The organism is Pseudomonas sp. M2(2023), from assembly GCF_030263955.1.
GTDB lineage: Bacteria > Pseudomonadota > Gammaproteobacteria > Pseudomonadales > Pseudomonadaceae > Aquipseudomonas > Aquipseudomonas asiatica.
This window is the reverse complement of the sequence record NZ_CP127114.1, coordinates 4,302,145-4,323,561: the sequence shown is the minus strand read 5'-3', so window position 1 is coordinate 4,323,561 and position 21,417 is coordinate 4,302,145. Positions and strand designations below refer to the sequence as shown.

The 21,417-nt window shown below is 61.7% G+C and carries 18 protein-coding genes; 12 read left to right on the top strand and 6 right to left on the bottom strand.

Annotated features, from left to right (window positions below; all coding sequences use genetic code 11):
• The first annotated feature begins 89 nt into the window (after positions 1–89).
• The 8 genes from QN085_RS19890 (at position 90) to QN085_RS19855 (ending at position 9,785) form a co-directional block, all read left to right on the top strand.
• Positions 90–2,027: a flavin monoamine oxidase family protein gene (locus QN085_RS19890; protein ID WP_023660856.1), complete on the top strand. Its 1,938-nt coding sequence runs from the start codon at positions 90–92 to the stop codon at positions 2,025–2,027.
• Positions 2,028–2,171: 144 nt separating this feature from the next.
• A complete protein-coding gene (locus QN085_RS19885) occupies positions 2,172–3,068 on the top strand; it encodes a nitrilase family protein (protein WP_013973899.1) in 897 nt (298 codons plus the stop codon).
• A 10-nt stretch (positions 3,069–3,078) separates the two neighbouring features.
• The gene (locus QN085_RS19880) at positions 3,079–4,233 is read left to right on the top strand and encodes a hypothetical protein (protein ID WP_023660855.1); all 1,155 of its coding nucleotides are present in this window, start codon (positions 3,079–3,081) and stop codon (positions 4,231–4,233) included.
• Positions 4,230–5,219, top strand: a complete 990-nt coding sequence (locus tag QN085_RS19875) for an asparaginase (RefSeq protein ID WP_041505642.1) — start codon at positions 4,230–4,232, stop codon at positions 5,217–5,219. Before QN085_RS19880 ends, QN085_RS19875 begins: the two co-directional genes overlap by 4 nt.
• A gap of 91 nt (positions 5,220–5,310) precedes the next feature.
• The gene (locus tag QN085_RS19870) at positions 5,311–5,862 is read left to right on the top strand and encodes a UPF0149 family protein (RefSeq protein WP_013973896.1); all 552 of its coding nucleotides are present in this window, start codon (positions 5,311–5,313) and stop codon (positions 5,860–5,862) included.
• A 220-nt stretch (positions 5,863–6,082) separates the two neighbouring features.
• Positions 6,083–6,712, top strand: coding sequence for a glutathione S-transferase family protein (locus tag QN085_RS19865; RefSeq protein ID WP_015271508.1), 630 nt, complete (start codon positions 6,083–6,085; stop codon positions 6,710–6,712).
• A 27-nt stretch (positions 6,713–6,739) separates the two neighbouring features.
• Positions 6,740–8,776: a pyridoxamine 5'-phosphate oxidase family protein gene (locus tag QN085_RS19860; protein WP_038409920.1), complete on the top strand. Its 2,037-nt coding sequence runs from the start codon at positions 6,740–6,742 to the stop codon at positions 8,774–8,776.
• 112 nt (positions 8,777–8,888) lie between these two features.
• Positions 8,889–9,785, top strand: a complete 897-nt coding sequence (locus tag QN085_RS19855; protein WP_013973893.1) for a LysR family transcriptional regulator — start codon at positions 8,889–8,891, stop codon at positions 9,783–9,785.
• A 1-nt stretch (position 9,786) separates the two neighbouring features.
• Here QN085_RS19855 and QN085_RS19850 read toward each other — a convergent pair whose 3' ends face one another.
• The 3 genes from QN085_RS19850 to QN085_RS19840 form a co-directional block, all read right to left on the bottom strand.
• Positions 9,787–10,377 carry a hypothetical protein gene (locus tag QN085_RS19850; RefSeq protein WP_169775184.1) on the bottom strand — a complete coding sequence of 197 codons (591 nt, stop codon included), beginning with the start codon at positions 10,375–10,377 and terminating at the stop codon, positions 9,787–9,789.
• 72 nt (positions 10,378–10,449) lie between these two features.
• Positions 10,450–11,097, bottom strand: coding sequence for a hypothetical protein (locus QN085_RS19845; RefSeq protein WP_230397113.1), 648 nt, complete (start codon positions 11,095–11,097; stop codon positions 10,450–10,452).
• 79 nt (positions 11,098–11,176) lie between these two features.
• Complete coding sequence (locus QN085_RS19840) at positions 11,177–11,377, bottom strand: hypothetical protein (RefSeq protein WP_013973890.1); 201 nt, start codon at positions 11,375–11,377, stop codon at positions 11,177–11,179.
• A gap of 505 nt (positions 11,378–11,882) precedes the next feature.
• Between QN085_RS19840 and QN085_RS19835 the strand changes: the two genes are divergently transcribed.
• Entirely contained in the window at positions 11,883–12,338 is a 456-nt protein-coding gene (locus QN085_RS19835) for a hypothetical protein (protein WP_013973889.1), read from the top strand.
• Between the two features lie 31 nt (positions 12,339–12,369).
• Positions 12,370–12,831: a hypothetical protein gene (locus tag QN085_RS19830; RefSeq protein ID WP_003259732.1), complete on the top strand. Its 462-nt coding sequence runs from the start codon at positions 12,370–12,372 to the stop codon at positions 12,829–12,831.
• A 342-nt stretch (positions 12,832–13,173) separates the two neighbouring features.
• Here QN085_RS19830 and QN085_RS19825 read toward each other — a convergent pair whose 3' ends face one another.
• The 3 genes from QN085_RS19825 to QN085_RS19815 all read right to left on the bottom strand — a co-directional run bounded on the left by QN085_RS19825 (position 13,174) and on the right by QN085_RS19815 (position 18,285).
• On the bottom strand, positions 13,174–13,710 hold the full coding sequence (locus QN085_RS19825) for a BRO-N domain-containing protein (protein ID WP_041505643.1): 537 nt from the start codon (positions 13,708–13,710) through the stop codon (positions 13,174–13,176).
• Positions 13,711–13,908: 198 nt separating this feature from the next.
• Positions 13,909–15,159, bottom strand: a complete 1,251-nt coding sequence (locus tag QN085_RS19820; protein ID WP_024087598.1) for a ribonucleotide-diphosphate reductase subunit beta — start codon at positions 15,157–15,159, stop codon at positions 13,909–13,911.
• A gap of 246 nt (positions 15,160–15,405) precedes the next feature.
• On the bottom strand, positions 15,406–18,285 hold the full coding sequence (locus QN085_RS19815; protein WP_013973842.1) for a ribonucleoside-diphosphate reductase subunit alpha: 2,880 nt from the start codon (positions 18,283–18,285) through the stop codon (positions 15,406–15,408).
• 829 nt (positions 18,286–19,114) lie between these two features.
• On the opposite strand from QN085_RS19815, the gene QN085_RS19810 reads away from it, so the two are divergent.
• Together QN085_RS19810 and QN085_RS19805 are read left to right on the top strand one after the other, a co-directional pair.
• A complete protein-coding gene (locus tag QN085_RS19810; protein ID WP_013973841.1) occupies positions 19,115–19,813 on the top strand; it encodes a response regulator in 699 nt (232 codons plus the stop codon).
• Positions 19,810–21,417, top strand: coding sequence for an ATP-binding protein (locus QN085_RS19805; protein WP_013973840.1), 1,608 nt, complete (start codon positions 19,810–19,812; stop codon positions 21,415–21,417). Before QN085_RS19810 ends, QN085_RS19805 begins: the two co-directional genes overlap by 4 nt.

The following is a 21,417-nucleotide window of genomic DNA, read 5'->3' as shown; positions in this document are numbered from 1 at the left end:
TGGTGGCCAGTTGGTGCTAATTAACAACCTCCTCACGCATCTCTTGATTGATCATTCTCATGTTCCCAACTCATTGAGAACACGAGACCATGACCATCGGCTCAACACACAACCATCCTGCTGATCTGGCTATCGAGCCATCCCTGTCCGTAAAGCCATGGGCTGCGCGTTACCCTAACCCTCCTGATCTTTGCTTTGATTATCGCCGTCTACTCGAACAAGAGGGCGGAGTTGCATACGCCACTCAGCCGGATCACCGGATCTGTATTGTCGGTGCTGGTGTTACCGGGCTGACTGCAGCCCGGGAATTGCTTCGTTGCGGCTTTACCCATATCACCTTGATCGAGCAGTCCCGGCGTGTGGGTGGGCGCCACCTCACGCTGGTGAGTAACGCAGGAAATCACAAACAGCCTGTAACCCCTTTTGAAATGGGGGCCATGCGCATGCCGTTCTTCAACAGGACTGGTGAGCCCCCAAAAGATGGGCGTTCGCTTATGGCCTATTACGCCAAGCTGTTCGAGCTACGAATTTCCAATTTTCCAAATCCAGGGACACCTTGGGTGAATGCCACTGGAATATATCTTCGTGACGGGCAATTAGAGGGTGAGAGAGACCCTGAGCTGTTGGTCTGGCGCAATCCCGAAGGAACGACACCACCCCCTTCTGCGATGCTTCAGCAGGTCTACGATAAATGGCGCCATTTTGCGGAGCAGTTCGCCGAGCGTATTGCTGCGGTTTATGGCACTTATGGTTGGGAGTCGATGTGGTCGGCGATCGTCAAGCGCTATCATCGAATATCGTTTAGAGATCTGGTGCGTTTACCCGCTCTTACTGCTTGGGACCCCGCAACCCCTTGTGATTTTGGCGGGCTAGGCATGAGTGGCGACGAGTCGGCCATCTTCTATGCAATCGGTATTGGAGATGGTAGCTGGGGAGCGTTTTATGACGTCTGCTGCCTTTACCCGCTGCGTACAGCAATCTTTGGTTTCAGCAGTCATTTGCAGTTGGTGCATGGGCGTGTTGACCAGGACGGTGTGCCTTACGCTGCGCCCCATCTTGAAGCCAGCAGCGTCCCTGACAGTAAAGGATTGATGTTTCAGGGGCCAGCCTATATCGGGCTTGCGGCGATGGACGAAAGCCTCATGTTTCTGGACGTCGGGATGGGCGGTTCCTCGCTGTATGACCACCTGCTGCAACGAGATGATGGGTTACTGACTGACACTTCGGTCTGTTCCCTACAAAAGCTGGAGGATGGTCGCGTACGGGTCGGATACCGTTGGCATTGCAGTGATCCGGTGCAGGGGAACGTCCAATACGAAGACTTCGACAGCGTGATCTTGACCATTCCTTCCTGGCTGATCGAAACCAACATCCGCCTCGACGGTTTCAGCCGTCAGATATTGCCGCAGACGATCATGGATGCCTGGAAGCATGCTCACTGGGAGACAAGCTGCAAGGTCTATGCCCCGCTGAATAAGAGCTTCCTGGATCGCAACCCAGCTTTTCCGCAAATCCTGGTCACTGACAGTTTCGTTCACGATGTCTATGCCTACCGCTACAACGACCATTACGCTGATGACTGCATCCTGCTCAGTTACACCTGGGAAGACGATGCAACGAAACTGGCCGCGTTCTCAGATGAAGAACTGGGCGACAAGTGCGTGAAGGAACTCGATCGGATCCTCCTTAGCTGCAGCAACGTGGCTGAACCCATATCGCCTTATATCGATACCCGAAACATTCGCATACAGCGTTGGATGACTGATCGAAACGCGCTTGGTTGCGCAAAGTTGTATCGGGCTGGGACCTATTACGATGCAGTGAGCTTGATGAAGTACAACCGTGATCTGAGTGCCAGCTCAGGGTTGTATCTGGCTGGAGAGTCCTTCTCTGTTGACGCCGGCTGGACCGAGCCGTGTTTACGCACGGCGCTTGATGTGGTCATCAACCTGTGCAACAGAACATCGGCATCGTTCAATGGTGGCTTTAGCCTGAACCACTACCCACATTATCAAGTTGGGAAATAGCTGCATCCGGGCGTTTTTGTAGGGAGTTTCCTACTGGAACACCTCTCTTGTCCTTCGATCCCATAGGAACTCCCCGACTGTCACTCCCCCGCCCAACCCCGCTTTACTGGCGCCCTTCCAAAACAACCATAAAAGGAAGCCGCCATGTCTGAACATTGCACGCCCGTCAGCCCCGTACGTATCGCTGTCATCCAGTACGACCCTCAGGTCGGGCTGGAGCATTGTGATGGCAACCTGAGCAAGGGCCTGGCATTGGCCCGGTGCGCGGCGCGTGAAGGCGCCAACCTGATCGTGCTACCCGAGTTGGCCAACACCGGCTACACCTTCCACACGCGTGCAGAGGCCTATGCCCACGCCGAAACGCTGGAGGAGGGGCGCAGCCTGAAAGCCTGGGCGGATTTCGCCAAGGAGTACCAGGTATATCTGGCTGCGGGTTTTGCCGAACGTGAGGGACTGAAACTTTTCGACAGTGCCATTCTGTTCGGTCCGCAAGGCTTGCTCGGGCATTACCGCAAGGCCCATCTGTGGAACCAGGAAAAGCTCTGGTTCACCCCTGGCGACCTGGGCTTCCCTGTGTTCGAGACACCGATCGGCCGTATCGGCCTGCTGATCTGCTGGGATATCTGGTTCCCGGAAGTGCCGCGGCTGATGGCTGCGCAAGGCGCCGACATCATCTGCAGCCTGAACAACTGGGTATGGACGCCACCACCACTGTTCGATGAATCAGGGCGCTGCATGGCGTCCTACCTGACCATGACGGCGGCACACGCCAACAACGTCTATATCGCTGCCGCCAATCGCATAGGTAGCGAGCGGGGTGGTCGCTTCCTGGGCTGTTCACTGATTGCCGGTACCAATGGCTGGCCCATCGGCGAGGTGGCCAGTGCAGAGGAGGAGGGCATTCTCTACGCCGATGTCGACCTCAGCAGCGCCCGCTCGGCGCCGATCTGGAACAGCCTCAACGACCTGCCGCGAGACAGGCGCACCGACCTTTACGATGCGACGCTTGGCTATCGCCTTCATGCACCTATGCCCCGCTGAGGAGTTGCACATGAAAACGCTACTCTTCCCCAACCGGCAGTGTTCGTCGGTGTTGATCCTTGCCTGCCTGCTGGTGCTGCTGGCAGCCAGCCTTGTACAGGGCCAATGGCCGGACTACATGCAACTGGCCGCGACGCTCGATCAGCCGCTAAGCCGCCTGCGCTGGATAGTTGGTGATATCAGCGAAGTGGCCTTCTATAAGCACGAGTTGCCCGCCCTGGGCTTGCTACTGGGAGCTTGCCTGGCGCATTGGGCCCATGTGCATGGGTATCGCTGGCACGGCTTTGCCATCTGCTACGGCAGCGGACTATGGCCGTGGGTGTTCACCAGTTCGCTGCTGGGCTTGTTGCTCAGTCACGCGTTGTGGGGATGGACCTTGGCCAGTGGCGCCTGGCAACCAACCTTCGTTGCTTTCGTATCCTTGCCAGCAGCCATGGTGCTGTTGTTTGGTGCGGGTTGGCAGGTGACCATCACCGGCGCACTGCTGGGAGCGCTGTTGGTAACACCAGCCAGCCTGTTGATGGTCAACTACCTGTGCTATCCCCTGCAGTTGCCGGTGGTAGTCGGCAACGTAGGTGGCATGGCGCTGGCAAGCGTGATTGCGTTCATGCTGTGCTGGCGCTTTCCATCATGGGTACGGCCCAGCCACCCGACCGCCGCACCTGAATCCGATGCGGCCCAGCCCGACTACGGTGTGGCCTGGACCTTGCGGCGTGTACTGGCCGATTTCAGCGAAGCGCCATTCTTCGGTAATGAACTGGCCAGCCTCGGGCTACTGTTGGGGGTGTTCCTGGCATACATGCTGGCCCCCGCTGCGCCAGTCTACGGTTCGCAGCTGCTGATACCGCTGGTTGCCGGGCAGGCGCTGGCATCACTGGTGGGAGTCGTGTTCTGGCGTCGCCAATGGCAGGCGCGAGGCTGGTACCCCACTTACATTCCCATCGTCTCTATCGTACCTGCCGCTGTGCTCACCCACGGTGGAGACTGGCAAGTGGTCGTAGCCAGTGCAGTGCTGGGCGCGCTGGTAGCGCCACCGTTGGCAGTGGCCATCAGTCAGCGCTTGCCGGCCTACATGCATGGTTACATCGGCAATGTAGTGTCGATGGCCATCAGCACACTGGCGATCGTTCCGCTGGTCGGGCTGCTTGCTGGAGGTGGCGTATGAAAGCGCATGCAAACCTGCCCAAGTTGTCGATTGCCAGCCTTGGAGGGACGGTGAGCATGCGGGCAAGTGCGAGCGAATGCGGGGTGATGCCCAAGCTTGACTGCGATGAACAACTGGCCAAGTTGCCACAACTGCGTGAGATGGCCCAGCTTGAAGCTGCCACTTTGGGTCTGCTCCCCAGTGCCTCGCTGGGCTTTGCGGCGATGCTCGAGGTGCTGGCCTGGGCCCGGGGCGAGGTGACTCGCGGAGCACACGCGGTGATACTGACCCAAGGTACCGACAGCCTCGAGGAAACGGCGTATTTCCTCGATCTGCTCTGGCCGTTCGATGCGCCATTGGTAATGACCGGTGCCATGCGCGCGGCCAGCCAGCCGGGCAGCGACGGCCCGGCCAACCTGCTGGCTGCGGCGCAGGTTGCACTGGCGCCGGGCAGCCGTGGGCGCGGCGTTCTGGTACTGATGAATGATCAGGTCCACTGTGCTGCAAGGGTTCGCAAGACGGCAAGCCTCGCGATGGCTGCATTCGAATCGCCCGGGTGCGGAGCGCTGGGCGATGTTGTGGAAGGTGCTGTGGTATATCGTCAGCCACTTGGCCCACGAGAGGTGCTGCCGTTACCGCATCGCACCGAGCACCGGGTTGCAATGCTGGAAGCATGCCTGGACGCAGATACGGCGTTGTTGAAGGCCACAGCGGCACTGGGCTACGAGGGGCTGGTCATCGCCGCTTTTGGTGCCGGCCACGTTTCCGGTAGCTGGTCCGAAGTGCTTGGCCATCTCGCGCCGACCTTGCCAGTGATTGTTGCTACCCGCACAGGCAGTGGCCCAACAGCCACGGCCTCTTACGGTTTTGCCGGTGCCGAGATCGATCTGCAGAGCAAGGGGGTACATATGGCGGGGCAGTTGTGTCCGCGCAAGTGTCGCATTCTGCTATGGCTGTTGATCGGAACTGGCAGGCAGCAACTGCTGCATGGCTGGTTGCCACGTTAAGCAATCTGCCCGCAAAGCTGTAAGCGCGGGCAGCCCTTCTGGCGTTGCTGTGCTAGGGTGCACACACTTTTGCTTCCCAGGATGTTCACCCATGCTCCCCGCACTCAGCGAAAAAGAACTCGACCGCCTCGAAGACCTGTTGATCACCTACGGCAATGACTACTCGGTACTCAACCTGGCCGAGCTCAATGGCTTTTTCACTGCACTGGCTAGCTCACCGACCACTGTCACCCCGGAACAGTGGCTGCCCGCGGTGGCTGGCGGCAAGGTGCCGAAATTCAAGAAGCCGGCGCATGAAGAGGCGTATACGGCATTGATGCTGCGCTATGCCAGCCAGGTGGCGGAGGAGTTGGGGGACGACGTCGATCACTTCGAGCCGCTGTTCGAGGAAAGTGAAGGCGAGGCAGGCACGGTGGTCGTGATGGAGGAATGGTGCTTCGGCTATATGCGCGGCACCCAGGTCGCTGGCTGGGCCGAGCTGCCGCCGGAGCAGGACCGACTGCTCAAGGCCATTTCGCTGCATGGGCTCGAGGACAACTTCGAGCTGCTGGACCAGATGAGCGAAGAGGACATCCAGGCCTGTGTGCCGCAGGTGATCGAGGCTGCGCGTGGGTTGTTCCGGTATTTCAACAAGCTGCACTGATCTTGCACCTGCCTTGATAGTACCGGCCAATATCGGTTTGTAGGAGCGGCCTTGTGTCGCGATAGGACCGCTCCTACACAGAGCATACGCGGATCTGGATACTTCCATTATTCCGCTCCGCGAAATTATGGTTTCCCCGCCACACGGATTCTGCTGCCAGCCGAACCGGTGCAGCATGTGCTCCACCAGCCCACCCCGGTGCTGATCAGGAGCCAAGCCCATGTCGAACCCGATCAAGCTTTACAACTTCCCCAAGTCCGGCCACGCCCATCGCATCGAGCTGATGCTTTCGCTGCTGAACCTGCCCACCGAGCTGGTGTTCGTCGATCTGGCCAAAGGCGCGCACAAGCAGCCGGACTTCCTGGCCCTCAACCCGTTCGGCCAGGTCCCGGTCATAGACGACAACGGCACGGTGATCGCTGACTCCAATGCCATCCTGGTGTACCTGGCCAAGAAGTACGACAACGGCACCTGGCTCCCTGAGGAACCCGCTGCCGCCGCCCGCGTCCAGCGCTGGCTGTCGGTCGCTGCCGGCCCGTTGGCCTTCGGCCCTGCTGCCGCGCGTCTGGTCACGGTGTTCGGAGCCTCGTTCAACACCGACGAAGTGATTACCCGCGCCCATACCCTGCTGAAGGTGATCGACGCCGAGCTGGCCAAAACGCCCTTCCTGGCCGGTAGCACACCCACCATCGCCGATATCGCCAACTACTCCTACATCGCCCACGCACCGGAGGGCAATGTGTCGCTGGAGCCCTATGCCAACGTACGCAGCTGGCTGGCGCGGATCGAGGCGCTGCCGCGCTTCGTGCCCATGCCACGCACCGTGATCGGCCTGCAGACCAGCGCCTGATATCCCGCCACTGCGAGGAACGCCGCCATGCAACAGAACCCGGACCACCACTCCTCGCCCTGGCATGCGGGGGAGAAGACCCTGCAGGAAAAAGCCGGTGTCGCGGAGCGCATGGAGGCGTTCGGGCAGAAGGTCATTCGTGACTACATGCCCGACCAGCATCGTATTTTCTATCACCAGTTGCCGTTCATGGTCGCCGCCAGCGTGGACGCACTGGGGCGGCCCTGGGCAACGCTGCTGGAAGGGCCGGAAGGTTTCGTCAGCTCGCCGGACCCGCGCCAGCTGACGATCGACACTCAACTGCCAGCAGACGATCCCGCCACCCCGGGGCTGGCTGCCGGGCAGGCGGTCGGCCTGCTGGGGATCGAATTGCATACCCGCCGGCGCAACCGCCTCAACGGCCAGATCCACCAGGCCGGCGACGGGCAACTGCAGGTGACTGTGGAGCAGTCGTTCGGCAACTGCCCGCAGTACATCCAGCTGCGTGACTACACCCGTGTCGCGGAACCCGCCCAAGGGCGTGTCGATGCGACGACACTCGATGCCTCGGCTGTCAGCATGATCCAGGCAGCCGACACCTTCTTTGTCGCCAGCTATGTCGAGCATGTCGACGGCCAGCGTTCGGTGGATGTCTCCCACCGTGGCGGGCGGCCCGGGTTCATCAAGGTCGAAGGCAACCGCCTGACCATCCCCGACTATGCTGGCAACCTGCACTTCAACACCTTGGGCAACCTGCTGGTGAACCCGCAAGCAGGGTTGCTATTCATCGATTTCAGCAACGGCAACGTGTTGCAGCTATACGGACATGCCGAGTTGCTGCTGGACAGCCCCGCCATCCAGGCGTTCGAAGGCGCCGAGCGCTTGTGGACGCTGGAGGTCGAGCAGGTGGTGCGGCGCCCGGCTGCCGTTTCCCTGCGTTGGGCCTTCAAGGAGTACGCCCCGACCAGCCTGATGACCGGCACCTGGGCCGAGGCCGACATACGCCTGCAGCAACGCCAGCGGCAGCGCCAATGGCAGGCCTGGCGTGTGCTGCGGGTGGAGCAGGAAAGCCGTGATATCCGCTCGTTCTACCTTGAGCCTCCTGCTGGCATTGCGATGGCCTTTGCCCCGGGGCAGCATGTTCCGGTGCAAGTCCAGCTCGACGGTGAGGCGGCGCTGATCCGCACCTACAGCCTGTCCAGCGCGCCTTCCGACGGTTACCTGCGCATCAGCGTCAAAGCCCAGGGTCGGGCCTCGCGGCACCTGCATGAGCACGTCGTGGCAGGCGATGTGCTGAACGTGCGCTCGCCGATGGGCAGCTTCACGCTGGACCTGCAGAGTACGCGGCCGCTGGTGCTGATCGGCGCGGGTGTGGGTATCACGCCGTTACTGGCCATGCTGCGCGAGCAGTTGAGCAAGGGGCAGGCACGGCGCATTCATCTGTTCCATGGTGCGCGCAGCCTGGCCGACCTGCCGTTCCGTGAGGAGCTGGCAAGTTTGCGGCAACAGGCCGGCGGCCTGCTGCACGTGTACCGCGCCCTGAGCCAGCCGGAAGAGCATGCGCTGGCGGGGCGTGATTACGAGTTTGCCGGTCGGCTGGGTATCGAGCAGGTCAAGGCGACGCTGGCGCTGGACGACTACGATTTCTACCTGTGCGGCCCAGGCAGTTTTACCCAGGACCTGTATGAAGGGCTGCGCGGGCTGCATGTGCCGGATGCGCGGATTCATGCCGAAGCCTTTGGCCCGTCGACGCTCCGGCGGCACACCGACGATGACCAGCCCACCCTGCAACAGCCGCCCGCGGCCAGTGAGCCGGTGCCGGTGTACTTTGCGGCTTCGGCCAAGGAGGCGCGCTGGGCGCCCGGTGGCGGGACGCTGCTGGAGCTGGCCGAGGCTCGCGGATTGTCGCCGGAGTTCAGTTGCCGAGGTGGGTCGTGTGGTACCTGCAAGACCCGGTTGGTCAGTGGCCAGGTGCATTACCCGAACCCGCCGGCCGAGCTGCCGGAGGCGGGGTCGGTGTTGATCTGCTGTGCCGTGCCGGCCCGGTCGGAGGAGGGGGCGCAGGCGTTGGTGCTGGATCTGTAAGGTAGCTTGTCCCGGCCCTTTCGCGGGCTCGCCCGCGAAAAGGCCGGCACAGGCAACACAAAACGCTCAGATGAAAGATAATCCCGGCATCTCATAGCGCTCAGGAGCCCGCATGGACCAGATCCACCTGATGAAGGTGTTCGTCGCCGTAGGCGAGCTGGAAAGCTTCGCCGCCGCTGCCCGCCGCCTGGACATCTCCCCAGCTGCGGTCACCCGTGCCGTCAGCGCCCTGGAGGATCAGCTGGGGGTCAAACTGCTGCTGCGCACCACCCGTAGCGTACGCCTGACCGAAGCCGGTGGCCGCTATCTGGAAGACACCCGGCATATCCTCGCCAGCATCAACGAGGCCAACGAAGCCGCCGCCGGCATCAACGCCACGCCCAAGGGCGACCTGGCCGTCACCGCGCCCATCCTGTTCGGCAAGAAGTTCGTCATGCCGTGCATCGTCCACTACCTGCAGCAGTACCCCGAGGTTGACGTTTCCGCCTACTTCCTCGACCGCATCGTCAACATGGTCGAAGAGGGCATGGATGTGGCCGTTCGTATCGGCCCCTTGCCCGACTCCGGGCTCAAAGCACTGCGGGTGGGCAGGGTCCGGCGCATGCTGTGCGCCTCTCCCGAGTACCTGGCGCGCCACGGCGTGCCGAAGCACCCGTCCGACCTGGCGGAGCATGCGGTGATCGGCACCACCAACCTGTCGCCGCGAGCCGGCTGGCGTTTCGGGGTGACCGATGAGCCGACTCTGGTGCGCATGAAGCCTCGCTTGATGGTGACCAGCAATGACGGGGCAATCGCTGCCGCCAGCGGCGGGTTGGGCATTGCCCGCCTGCTGTCGTATCAGGTCGCGGATGAGGTGGCCAGTGGGCAGTTGCAGGTGATCCTTGCCGAATACGAAGAGGCGCCGTGGCCAATCCATATACTGCACCGGGAGAGCAAGTACGGTTCGGCCAAGGTCCGCGCCTTCATTGACATGCTGGCGCAGGCGCTGAGGGCTCGGCAGCTGGACTGATTCAACCGAGCAGGGTGAATGTAAAGCAACCCGGGCACTGCTGTTCCAGCCACTCCTTGGCGCGTTCGCTCAGGAAGTAGCCACGATAGACATCCCCTTTGAAGAAATCGGCTTGCTCGTCGGCCTTGAGCACCTTGAGATACTGGCCAAGGTCGGCAGGGTCATACTGCGGGTCCTTGAGCAGGTTGAGCTTGCCCACCACGAATGCCTGCCAGTACTCCGGCATGCGCTTGGCAAGCCCAGGGTCATGCGGCAGGGAGTCGATGATCGAGCTCGGCCCGCCTTCCAGATCGAGGTAATCGGTAATGGGCTTGCTGGTATCCCAATGCAGCCAGTCGATGTGAACGATATGGGTCTTCTCCAGGTGCTCGTAACGCCCGACCCCCTTCAGGCCGCCTTTTTCCAGGGCTTCCTTGACCGGCTGGGTGAGCACCAGCGAACCCGAACGGATATACGCAGCCGGAGTGTACGGCCCGGCCCGCTTGATGCTGTCTACATCGGTATCTTCGTCCCAGGCGATCATGCCCTGGACCAGTGCTGCGCCCCAGTCTCCCCAGGGCGTTGGCGCGTTGTCTAAATGGTAGATATTCATACCAGGCCCCCGAGATCTTGCCGTTCGTGCCGTAGCTATGTTCATGGGCGGACCTTGATCCTGGCTGGTCATTCAGGCGAACTGAATGAAGAAGAAACCGGCGTCGTCGCCTTGCTTGCCACGGCGTGCCTGCATGTCCACGAACAGATAGCCGTTACCTTCGCCGAACAGCCCCGCATGCTGAGGGCTGGCTTCGGCCACGTCAGCATCTATCAGTTGCATCATGAACATGTAGCGCGTTGGTTCATAGATCGGGTCCTGCAGCCAGCAGGGCCTACCGCTGGGTTTGCTCAGGCCGATCCCGCTGTCCTCATCCTGATGTTCCTCGTCATGCTCCTCGTCAGTCATTTCTTCGAAATCGATGAACGCTCGCTCCAGCAGCAAGGGGGGATTGGCGGGTTCCAGCGGCTGGCTGGCGAGTTCGTGCAGGATGACCCGGGTAAATTCGCTACTGAGGACGTTCAGCAGTTCGATTTGTTGATTGACCGTATAGCGACGTTGGAGAGGGCGGCTGAAACTGCCATCCTGATGTTGCTCGACGGCGAGGAAAACCGTGATGGCCATGCCTGGTGGGACGAACATGGCCGGTTGGAAGTGCTCGCTCAGGGTCAGGATGGGCGTCAGCAACATGCCGGTTTCAGGGTTTCTCGGCCACAAGGACAGGTCCTTGAGCAAAGCCGCGCCACCGATCTGGCCGAAGCCGCGATCTTGTTGGGACAAGAGGATTTTCTTCATGGCTGGTAACACCCTTTGCGCTTGCGGACGACCTGGCGTAGCGACGGGTAGTCAGCGATTTTGGTTACCACTCGAACAGCCCTACGAAGTTTTTCTGGTCCACAGGGCCGCTCGAGCAACTGGCGCCACGTGCCAGGATGGAAGGCTCGAGGCGGTTGCCCATCTGGCGAACAGCCTGGTACTGGCTATCGCAACCTCCGGGCAGCGACGGGGCGGGCTGCACATGCCTGACAATGATGATCTGTACACCATTGAACTGTTCCACGCGAGGCTTGCCTCCATCCCTATCCGGGCTGAATTGGCAGGGCCAGGGCATGTCCAACTCTAGCAGTGATGCATCGGAGCTGCGCAGTGCGCAACGACCTTCGTGGTTCACAAGTGCAAGCTTGTGCCCGGCAAGGATAACTTCAGGCCCCGCATTCGATGACGGGGCGGGCGCCTGCGCGCATGCATTCAGGGCGATTGCAGCCAGCAGCGTCGGCAGGGCTTTGGACACACGCTTCATTTCAGTTCCCCAGAACCGGCCTGCGGGAACAGCGCTGAAAGCAACGGCGATTCATTCACCAGAATTCGATCTCCTATCGGCCCTGGGGAGGGCGTGTACCTGTGCGGAGTTGTTAATGTGCACAGGTGCGAAACTTACATAAAGTGCCAAAGTGATATCGCGCTGGCAGGCACTTCGAAGTCGGGTTTTATGGTTTATTCATTCGCAATTGTCAAGGTAAGCTAGCCGCGCTCTACGGTTTTCAAGGACGACAGTGCTCACTCATATGAATGGATCGAAGTTTCAAAAGGGTCAGGAACTGCAAAGATTTCTTTCCCGCTATTTCGGCGTTTTCATCGCCGAGTTGCTGCTGTCCTGCTTCGCCATTGGCGGCAGTGTTTCACTGGTGTTCTCCACCTGGCTGCGCAGCCCGGACCGGTCGCTGTCGGTGCTGGCATTGGCGCTGGCATGCGCGGTGAGCGCCGCTTCGCATATCGCGCTGGTGCGTGGATACGCCTGGGGCCTGCGGGGGCTGATCGGCCTGAACGGGCTGGCCGTGTTGGCTGCGTTGCCCAGCTACGCTTACCGGCCGCACATGGGCGGCTACGTCTCTGTTTTGCTGCTCGGGCTGCTGGCCTTGCTGGTCATCAATACCCAGCGCTACCGGGAAATGCGCGTGCGCCTGGTGGGCTACCGGGACATTCGCAGGGCCAACCGGCAGGCGGCGAAAGCTGCCAAGTAACGTGTTTTCGCTGATGTAACGAGGCTTCTGGATGAATTTGCGCCGCATGCGTGTCGGGTTCGCTGGTTTGCTGTTGCCATTGCTTGCTGCGTGCAACGGGCACAAGGTCGAGCGCGTGGTGGTTTATGAGAACAATGTCCATCACTGGCGCATCGAGCACGTGGTGGCGCAGAACTGGCCGGTGGGGCCACGTCAGTACTACGAGGTGTTTCTCAAGGACCGCTTGCTGATCCTGCCTGCCAATGTCTTCAACGACGAGCGCGACATTAGTGAGTTCGTTGCTGCGGGCGGTTTCGACATCAGCAACTGGCGCAACGACACGGTCATCGTGGCGTTCGAGAACGTGCAAAAGCGCGAGGGCGGCAACGAGCATTTTATCCGCTCGCTGATGATCACCCCGGAGTACAAGGAAGGGGAGGTGATACTGACTGACATGGCGACCCATATGCAGATCGTGGTGCAGCGGGTGGAGCCGGTTGGGGAGGGGAAGTAGCAGGGCAGTGGTGTTATAGACAGGCAAATGAACTAGCTGTGGATGTCACCGGCATTTGTGGGAGCGGGCAAGCCCGCGAAGCAGGCGACGCGGTGTATGGCACCGGCTGCGCCGGTGTTCGCGGCTAAAGCCGCTCCCACAGGTACAGCGTGAACCCGAAGCCAACGCAGTACCTGTGGGAGCGGGCAAGCCCGCGAAGCAGGCGGTGCGGTGCATGGCACCGGCTGCGCCGGTGTTCGCGGCCACGGCCGCTCCCACAGGTACAGCGTGAACCCGAAGCCAACGCAGTACCTGTGGGAGCGGGTTCACCCGCGAAGAGGCCCGCCCAGGCAAACCCGGCGCTTAAACCCCATGCAACCGCAGCGCCCGCTGCGCACACTCCCGCCAACTCAACTTGCGCTTCTCCACCGGCCCCAGCTGATCCACTTCCCCAGCCAGCACCACCGGCATATCCCGCATCCTCACCCAAGGCTCACTCTGCCAATACAACAACGTCGCGCTCCGCCCCCCAGGCCAGCACATCTGCTCCAGTCGCGGGACATCCTCCATCCCGTCCGCCTGCCGATCACGCAGCACCGCCACCACCTCATGCGTCAGCCACCAGCGCAAATGCCGGTTCTCCGGCACATGGTGATGCGCCAACAAGGTATACGCCCCGGATTCGCTGACCATCGTGGTTTCCTGGTACTTGCCATAGCGCAGCAACTGCACGGAGCGGTACTGATCCGGGTCGAGTTTGCGCATGCAGTGTTCGTCGTAGAAGTGACCACTCAGCCGGCCGAGTTCGTGGGCGCAGAACCAGGCTTGGGATTCGAGCCAGAGGGTGTGGAGGGGGCGGTTGCGGCGGGTGAATAGGGTAGGTGTATTGAAACTGTTCATCTTGGCCATCCTGATTTGGAGAGCCGCTGCTAACGGGAACGGAATACCGCTGCGTGAGCGTTCTTAAGCGCCGACAGACGTTATCGCGACGATACAAAGGTCACAATGAGAACCTTGTAGGAAGCTTCCTCTTCGGCTTTTTTCCTGCAATAAAAAAGGCTGCCAATCGGCAGCCTTCTCTATGCTTCGCCCGGACTATCAATCCCAGCTCAACGCCCCACCAGTCTGATACTCGATCACACGGGTCTCGAAGAAGTTCTTCTCTTTCTTCAAGTCCATGATCTCGCTCATCCACGGGAACGGGTTGGTAGTCCCTGGGTACTCTTCCTTCAGACCAATCTGGGTCAGGCGACGGTTGGCGATGAACTTGAGGTAGTCCTCCATCATCGCTGCGTTCATGCCCAGCACGCCGCGTGGCATGGTGTCACGGGCGTATTCGATCTCCAGCTGGGTCCCTTGCAGGATCATCTGGGTCGCTTCTTCCTTCATCGCCGCGTCCCACAGGTGCGGGTTCTCGATCTTGATCTGGTTGATCACGTCGATACCGAAGTTCAGGTGCATCGACTCGTCACGCAGGATGTACTGGAACTGCTCGGCCACGCCGGTCATCTTGTTGCGGCGGCCCATGGACAGGATCTGGGTGAAGCCGCAGTAGAAGAAGATGCCTTCCAGTACGCAGTAGTAGGCGATCAGGTTGCGCAGCAGCTCTTTGTCGGTTTCGACGGTGCCGGTGTTGAATTCCGGGTCGGAGATGGCGCGGGTGTACTTCAGGCCCCAGGCGGCTTTCTTCGCTACCGACGGGATCTCGTGGTACATGTTGAAGATCTCGCCTTCATCCATGCCCAGCGACTCGATGCAGTACTGGTAGGCGTGGGTGTGGATCGCCTCTTCGAAGGCCTGGCGCAGGATGTACTGGCGGCACTCCGGGTTGGTGATCAGGCGGTACACGGCCAGGGCCAGGTTGTTGGCTACCAGCGAGTCGGCAGTGGAGAAGAAGCCAAGGTTGCGCATGACGATGCGACGCTCGTCTTCGGTCAGGCCGTCCATGCTCTTCCACAGGGCGATGTCGGCGGTCATGTTGACCTCTTGCGGCATCCAGTGGTTGGCGCAGCCGTCCAGGTACTTCTGCCAGGCCCAGTCGTACTTGAACGGTACCAACTGGTTGAGGTCGGCGCGGCAGTTGATCATGCGCTTTTCGTCAACACGCACGCGGGCGCCGGAGCCTTCCAGCTCGGCCAGGCCTTCGGCGATGTCGAGGTCGTTCAGGGCAGCCTTGGCGCGCTTGACGGCGTCGGAGTCGTCGGCGGTGGCGGCACGGGCTTCCAGGGCGGCGGCACCACCGGCGCTGTCGAGCTTGTCGAGGGTGGCGGCGGCAGCGGCCTGCGCAGGGGTGTTGCCTTTGGCGGCTACTTCGCCGTCTTCTTTATCGAATTCGTCCCAGCTCAGCATGGTGAGATTCTCCTGCTTGAGGGCCATCTATCAAGTATGGCCGGTGGATCTTGGTTGCGGTGCGGTGCACGCAAATCTGAGGTGCCCGAAAAGGGCTGGCCGCGGCTTTGCAGCCACGGCTTTTTGTGTCTGGCTGTGGAGAGGCGGCGGGAGTGCCGGCCTCATCGCGGGTGAACCCGCTCCCACAGGGTCCGCAGTGGTGCGGAAAACGCGTTGAGGCTTCCCGCAGGAAGCCTCGGCCTGGCCTTACTGGCAGGCTTCGCAGTCAGGCTCGTCGATCGCGCAGGCCTTCGGCACTGGCGCAGGGCCGGCTGCCTGGACCGGGGCGCTGTCGCCACCGCTGGAAACGGCGTTGAGCTTGCCGGTGTTGATGGTCGACTTCTCGGTGCTGGTCGCGGCCAGGGCACGGAGGTAGTAGGTGGTCTTCAGACCACGGTACCAGGCCATGCGGTAGGTCACGTCCAGCTTCTTGCCCGAGGCGCCGGCGATGTACAGGTTCAGCGACTGGGCCTGGTCGATCCACTTCTGGCGACGCGAGGCGGCATCGACGATCCACTTGGTCTCGACTTCGAACGCGGTGGCGTAGAGGTCCTTCAGCTCTTGCGGGATACGCTCGATCTGCTGCACCGAACCGTCGTAGTACTTCAGGTCGTTGATCATCACCGAGTCCCACAGGCCACGGGCCTTCAGGTCGCGGACCAGGTACGGGTTGATCACGGTGAACTCGCCCGACAGGTTCGATTTCACGTACAGGTTCTGGTAGGTCGGCTCGATGGACTGCGACACGCCGGTGATGTTGGCGATGGTCGCGGTCGGCGCGATGGCCATGATGTTCGAGTTACGAATACCTTTCTTGACGCGCTCGCGCACCGGGGCCCAGTCCAGGGACTCTTCCAGGTTGACGTCGATGTACTTGGCGCCACGGGCCTCGATCAGGATCTGTTGCGAATCCAGCGGCAGGATGCCCTTGGACCACAGCGAACCCTGGAAGGTCTCGTACGCACCGCGCTCGTCGGCCAGGTCGCAGGACGCCTGGATGGCGTAGAAGCTGACCGCTTCCATCGACTTGTCGGCGAACTCGACGGCAGCATCGGAGCCGTACGGAATGTGCTGCAGGTACAGCGCATCCTGGAAGCCCATGATGCCCAGGCCGACCGGGCGGTGCTTGAAGTTCGAGTTACGCGCTTGCGGCACCGAGTAGTAGTTGATGTCGATCACGTTGTCGAGCATGCGCACGGCGGTGTTCACGGTGCGTTGCAGCTTGGCGGTATCCAGCTTGCCGTCGACGATGTGGTTCGGCAGGTTGATCGAGCCCAGGTTGCAGACCGCGATCTCGTCCTTGTTGGTGTTCAGGGTGATCTCGGTGCACAGGTTCGAGCTGTGGACCACGCCCACGTGCTGCTGCGGCGAACGCAGGTTGCACGGGTCCTTGAAGGTCAGCCACGGGTGGCCGGTCTCGAACAGCATCGACAGCATCTTGCGCCACAGGTCTTTGGCCTGGATGGTCTTGAACACCTTGATCTTGTTGTACTCGGTCAGGGCTTCGTAGTACTCGTAGCGCTCTTCGAAGGCCTTGCCGGTCAGGTCGTGCAGGTCTGGTACTTCCGAAGGCGAGAACAGGGTCCACTTGCCGTCATCGAAGACACGCTTCATGAACAGGTCAGGGATCCAGTTGGCGGTGTTCATGTCGTGGGTACGACGACGGTCATCACCGGTGTTCTTGCGCAGCTCGATGAATTCTTCGATGTCCAGGTGCCAGGTTTCCAGGTAGGCACACACGGCGCCCTTGCGCTTGCCACCCTGGTTGACGGCAACGGCGGTGTCGTTGACCACTTTCAGGAACGGAACCACGCCCTGGGATTTGCCGTTGGTGCCCTTGATGTAGGAGCCCAGTGCACGCACAGGGGTCCAGTCGTTGCCCAGGCCACCGGCGAATTTCGACAGCATGGCGTTGTCGTGGATCGCGTGGTAGATGCCCGACAGGTCGTCCGGCACGGTGGTCAGGTAGCAGCTGGACAGCTGTGGGCGCAGGGTGCCGGCGTTGAACAGGGTCGGGGTCGAGGCCATGTAGTCGAAGGACGACAACAGGTTGTAGAACTCGATGGCACGGGCTTCTTTGTCTTTCTCTTCCAGCGCCAGGCCCATGGCCACACGCATGAAGAACACCTGTGGCAGCTCGAAGCGCACGCCATCCTTGTGGATGAAGTAGCGGTCGTACAGGGTCTGCAGGCCCAGGTAGGTGAATTGCTGGTCACGCTCGTGGTCGATGGCCTTGCCCAGGCGCTCCAGGTCGTAGCCTTTCAGGGCCGGGTCCAGCAGCTCGAACTCGACGCCTTTCTCGACATAGGCCGGCAGGGCCTTGGCGTACAGGTCGGCCATTTCGTGGTGGGTGGCGCTCTCGGCCACGTTCAGGAAACCCAGGCCTTCGGCACGCAGGGTGTCCATCAGCAGGCGGGCGGTCACGAACGAGTAGTTCGGCTCGCGCTCCACCAGGGTACGGGCGGTCATCACCAGGGCAGTGTTGACGTCCTTGATGGCCACGCCGTCGTACAGGTTCTTCAGGGTATCGCGCTGGATCAGGTCGCCATCGACTTCGGCCAGGCCTTCGCAGGCTTCGCTGATGATGGTGTTCAGGCGGGCCATGTCGAGCGGCGCCAGGCTGCCGTCGGCCAGGGTGATGCGAATGCTCGGGTGCGGCTCGACCACGGACTCGGTGTTGACGCGGGTGGCACGCTCCTTGGCGCGCTGCTCACGGTAGATCACGTAGTCACGGGCGACCTTCTGCTCGCCGGCGCGCATCAGGGCCAGTTCGACCTGGTCCTGGATTTCTTCGATGTGGATGGTGCCACCCGATGGCATGCGACGTTTGAACGTGGCGGTGACCTGCTCGGTCAGGCGCGCGACGGTGTCGTGGATGCGCGACGAAGCGGCGGCGGTGCCGCCTTCAACTGCGAGGAACGCCTTGGTGATGGCCACGGTGATCTTGTCGTCGGTGTAGGGGACGACAGTGCCGTTACGCTTGATCACGCGCAGTTGGCCGGGAGCGGTGGCGGCCAGATCCTGGTTGGAATCGGCGGCCTGCGGCACCTTGGCCTGCGGGTTCTCGCGAGTTGTGTCGGTTTGCATGGGTGGGTGTCTCCACAGTTTCTATATTGTTCAGGCGCCTTTTGGGCGCCCACCGTTCCGTCCACTTGCTCGATGGCCTGGCGGGGATGGGCAATGCATGCGCATCCGCCCGCGCGGGCGTACCAACTTCGGGACAGACTCAGGAATAAGGGGCAATGGCTCGCCGCTCCCTGGCCGAAGTCAAAGGTTCTGGGCCGGGCCCAAAAACTGTTGCTGATGGATGTCAGGCCTGGCCTGCAACACCCATACCCGAACAAGGCCCTGGAGGGGCTTGCCTCGGTCGCCCTCCGCAGGAGCGGTTTGGCTGCTGGAATCACTTGAAGTTCACCCGAAAAATCGCCTGATTTTGCGGGTTGACTTTTGTGTGTGATTTTGCACGAAACCCTATATCTAGTGGTTCGCTGCGATCGGGATACAAGATAATGCGGTATCGGGGGCTTTGCAAGGCGAGCGCCTGTGGATAACTTGTGCGTACTTTGTGAGTGAATGGTGGGTATTCGCTGTAGGCCTTGTGCCAAGTGGTTTGCAGTATTTTTCTGCGTCTTGCTGCCCCGGGGCAGAATTTTTCGGGCGCGAACCCTATCACAAAAAACGGTTCAGTCGAGGGGCTGCTGGCAGGTTGGCAGTACCGGATGGCAGCCGTAGTATTCCGAGGGGATGTTGCTTTTTGGTTAAAGGGTTATGTTGCCTGTGCTGGCCCTTTCGCGGGTGAACCCGCTCCCACAGGTACTGCACAGGGTTCGAAAGCGGTGCGGTCCTTGTGGGAGCGGGTTCACCCGCGAATAGGCCGGCACAGGCCATAGAAAAACAACAAACATAGGCACAAGCCATGGACCACCCCGCACCCCGCATTCTCATTGTCGAAGACGACCAGCGCCTGGCCGAGCTCACCGCCGAGTATCTGCAGGCCAACGGCTACGAAATCAGCGTCGAGGGCGATGGCGCTCGCGCCGCGCGGCGCATCGTCGACAGCCAGCCTGACCTGGTCATTCTCGACCTGATGCTGCCCGGCGAGGACGGTCTGAGCATCTGTCGTCGGGTGCGCAGCCAGTACCCCGGCCCGATCCTCATGCTGACCGCCCGCAGCGATGAACTCGACCAGGTCCAGGGCCTGGACCTTGGGGCCGATGACTATGTCTGCAAACCCGTACGCCCACGGCTCCTCCTGGCGCGTATCCAGGCACTGCTGCGCCGCAGCGAAGCACCGGACAGCAAGCGCCAGGACCTGGCCTTCGGCGCGCTGCGCATCGACAATCGCCTGCGCGAGGCGCGCCTGGGCGAACAGCTGATAGAGCTGACCGGCGCCGAATTCGACCTGCTCTGGCTGCTGGCCAGCAACGCCGGCCGGGTGCTGACGCGCGAGCAGATCTTCACCGCGCTACGTGGGGTCGGCTACGACGGGCAGGACCGCTCCATCGACATACGCATTTCCAAGATCCGCCCAAAGATCGGCGACGACCCGCTCCAGCCAAGGCTGATCAAGACCCTTCGCAGCAAGGGCTACCTGTTCGTCGGCGAGGCTTCATGAACAATTCGATCTTCCTGCGCATCTATGGCGGCATGCTGGCCGTGCTGGTGCTGGTAGCCCTGCTCGGTGTACTCAGCCTGCACCTGGTCAACGAAGTACGTGCCGCCCAGCACCGCGAAGGCCTGGCCCAGGGCACCTTCAGCCTGATGGCCGACAACCTGGCGCTGCAGAACGATACCGAGCGCAAGCGCTCGCTGCTGATCTGGGAGCGCCTGCTCGGCGTGCCACTGGCGCTGCAGCCCATGACCGCGCGCACACTCGATGGCGGCCAGCGGGCGCGCCTGTACCGCGGCCTGGTGGTGGTCGAGAAGACCGGCCCGCATGCGGCCCAGGTGTTGCGCAAGGTCGGCCAGGAAGACTTGATGCTGGTAGCGCAGATCAAACAGATCAGCGAGCAACTGGCGCGGGCCACCCTCTATCTGCTGGCCGACGAACTGGTGCGCTACCCGGTGACTGAACAGCAGCAGCGCCTGGCACAGATCAAGAAAGAAAAGGGCTTCGGCTTTGGCGTGGCCCTGCAGCGCATCGAGCGGGTGAGCCTGGACGATGACCAGCGGCGCCGGGTCGAGGAGGGCGATACGGTCATGGCCCTGGGCAAGGATGGCGACTCGATCCGTGTGTTCGCCGGGCTGGCGGGTTCGCCCTGGGTGCTGGAAATCGGCCCGCTGTACCAGCTCAACCCCTATCCGCCGCAGTTGCTGATCCTGATAACCTTTCTTGGTCTGTGCCTGATCGGCCTGGTGGTCTACCTGCTGGTACGCCAACTGGAGCGGCGCGTGTCGGGCCTGGAGATTGCCGCCACGCGCATCGCCCAAGGCAGCCTGGACACCCGCGTGCCCGCCGGCGGCGCCGACTCGGTGGGGCGTCTGGCTGCGGCCTTCAACGGCATGGCCGAGCACCTGCAGCGCTCGCTGACCATGCAGCGCGAACTGGTGCGGGCAGTTTCCCACGAGCTGCGCACGCCAGTGGCACGTCTGCGCTTTGGCCTGGAGATGATCGAAAGTGCCACCACCGAGCAGGCCCGGGCCAAGCACCTGGCGGGCATGGACGGCGATATCCAGGACCTCGACAAGTTGGTCGACGAGATGCTCACCTACGCCCGCCTGGAGCAGGGCGCACCGGCGCTGAAGTTCGAGCGGGTAGACCTGGATGCCTTGCTCGACCGGGTGATCGAAGAACTCGCGCCGTTGCGTGCCGAGGTAAGGGTGGTGCGCGGTGAGTGCCAGGGTGCCGATGGCGGAGGCGCCTGGGTCGAAGCCGAACCGCGCTACCTGCACCGGGCGCTGCAGAACCTGGTGGGCAACGCCATGCGCCACGCCGAGGCCGAGGTGCGCCTGAGCTACCAGTTGGGGCAGCAACGCTGCCGCATCGATGTGGAGGATGACGGCCCGGGGATCCCCGAGGGCGTCTGGGACCGTATCTTCACACCGTTCACCCGCCTCGACGACAGCCGTACCCGCGCTTCGGGCGGGCATGGCCTGGGCTTGTCGATCGTGCGGCGGATCATCTACTGGCACGCGGGCCGAGCCACAGTGGGGCGCAGCGCCGCGCTGGGTGGCGCCTGCTTCAGCCTGAACTGGCCACGGCAGCAGGCACCGCTGTGA

What these genes read in the sequence shown, in the direction of transcription:
- QN085_RS19890 (WP_023660856.1), top strand. Translation starts at nt 90, where the DNA reads ATGACCATCGGCTCAACACACAACCATCCTGCTGATCTGGCTATCGAG.
- QN085_RS19885 (WP_013973899.1), top strand. Translation starts at nt 2,172, where the DNA reads ATGTCTGAACATTGCACGCCCGTCAGCCCCGTACGTATCGCTGTCATC.
- QN085_RS19880 (WP_023660855.1), top strand. Translation starts at nt 3,079, where the DNA reads ATGAAAACGCTACTCTTCCCCAACCGGCAGTGTTCGTCGGTGTTGATC.
- QN085_RS19875 (WP_041505642.1), top strand. Translation starts at nt 4,230, where the DNA reads ATGAAAGCGCATGCAAACCTGCCCAAGTTGTCGATTGCCAGCCTTGGA.
- QN085_RS19870 (WP_013973896.1), top strand. Translation starts at nt 5,311, where the DNA reads ATGCTCCCCGCACTCAGCGAAAAAGAACTCGACCGCCTCGAAGACCTG.
- QN085_RS19865 (WP_015271508.1), top strand. Translation starts at nt 6,083, where the DNA reads ATGTCGAACCCGATCAAGCTTTACAACTTCCCCAAGTCCGGCCACGCC.
- QN085_RS19860 (WP_038409920.1), top strand. Translation starts at nt 6,740, where the DNA reads ATGCAACAGAACCCGGACCACCACTCCTCGCCCTGGCATGCGGGGGAG.
- QN085_RS19855 (WP_013973893.1), top strand. Translation starts at nt 8,889, where the DNA reads ATGGACCAGATCCACCTGATGAAGGTGTTCGTCGCCGTAGGCGAGCTG.
- QN085_RS19850 (WP_169775184.1), bottom strand. Translation starts at nt 10,377, where the DNA reads ATGAATATCTACCATTTAGACAACGCGCCAACGCCCTGGGGAGACTGG.
- QN085_RS19835 (WP_013973889.1), top strand. Translation starts at nt 11,883, where the DNA reads ATGAATGGATCGAAGTTTCAAAAGGGTCAGGAACTGCAAAGATTTCTT.
- QN085_RS19830 (WP_003259732.1), top strand. Translation starts at nt 12,370, where the DNA reads ATGAATTTGCGCCGCATGCGTGTCGGGTTCGCTGGTTTGCTGTTGCCA.
- QN085_RS19825 (WP_041505643.1), bottom strand. Translation starts at nt 13,710, where the DNA reads ATGAACAGTTTCAATACACCTACCCTATTCACCCGCCGCAACCGCCCC.
- QN085_RS19820 (WP_024087598.1), bottom strand. Translation starts at nt 15,159, where the DNA reads ATGCTGAGCTGGGACGAATTCGATAAAGAAGACGGCGAAGTAGCCGCC.
- QN085_RS19815 (WP_013973842.1), bottom strand. Translation starts at nt 18,285, where the DNA reads ATGCAAACCGACACAACTCGCGAGAACCCGCAGGCCAAGGTGCCGCAG.
- QN085_RS19810 (WP_013973841.1), top strand. Translation starts at nt 19,115, where the DNA reads ATGGACCACCCCGCACCCCGCATTCTCATTGTCGAAGACGACCAGCGC.
- QN085_RS19805 (WP_013973840.1), top strand. Translation starts at nt 19,810, where the DNA reads ATGAACAATTCGATCTTCCTGCGCATCTATGGCGGCATGCTGGCCGTG.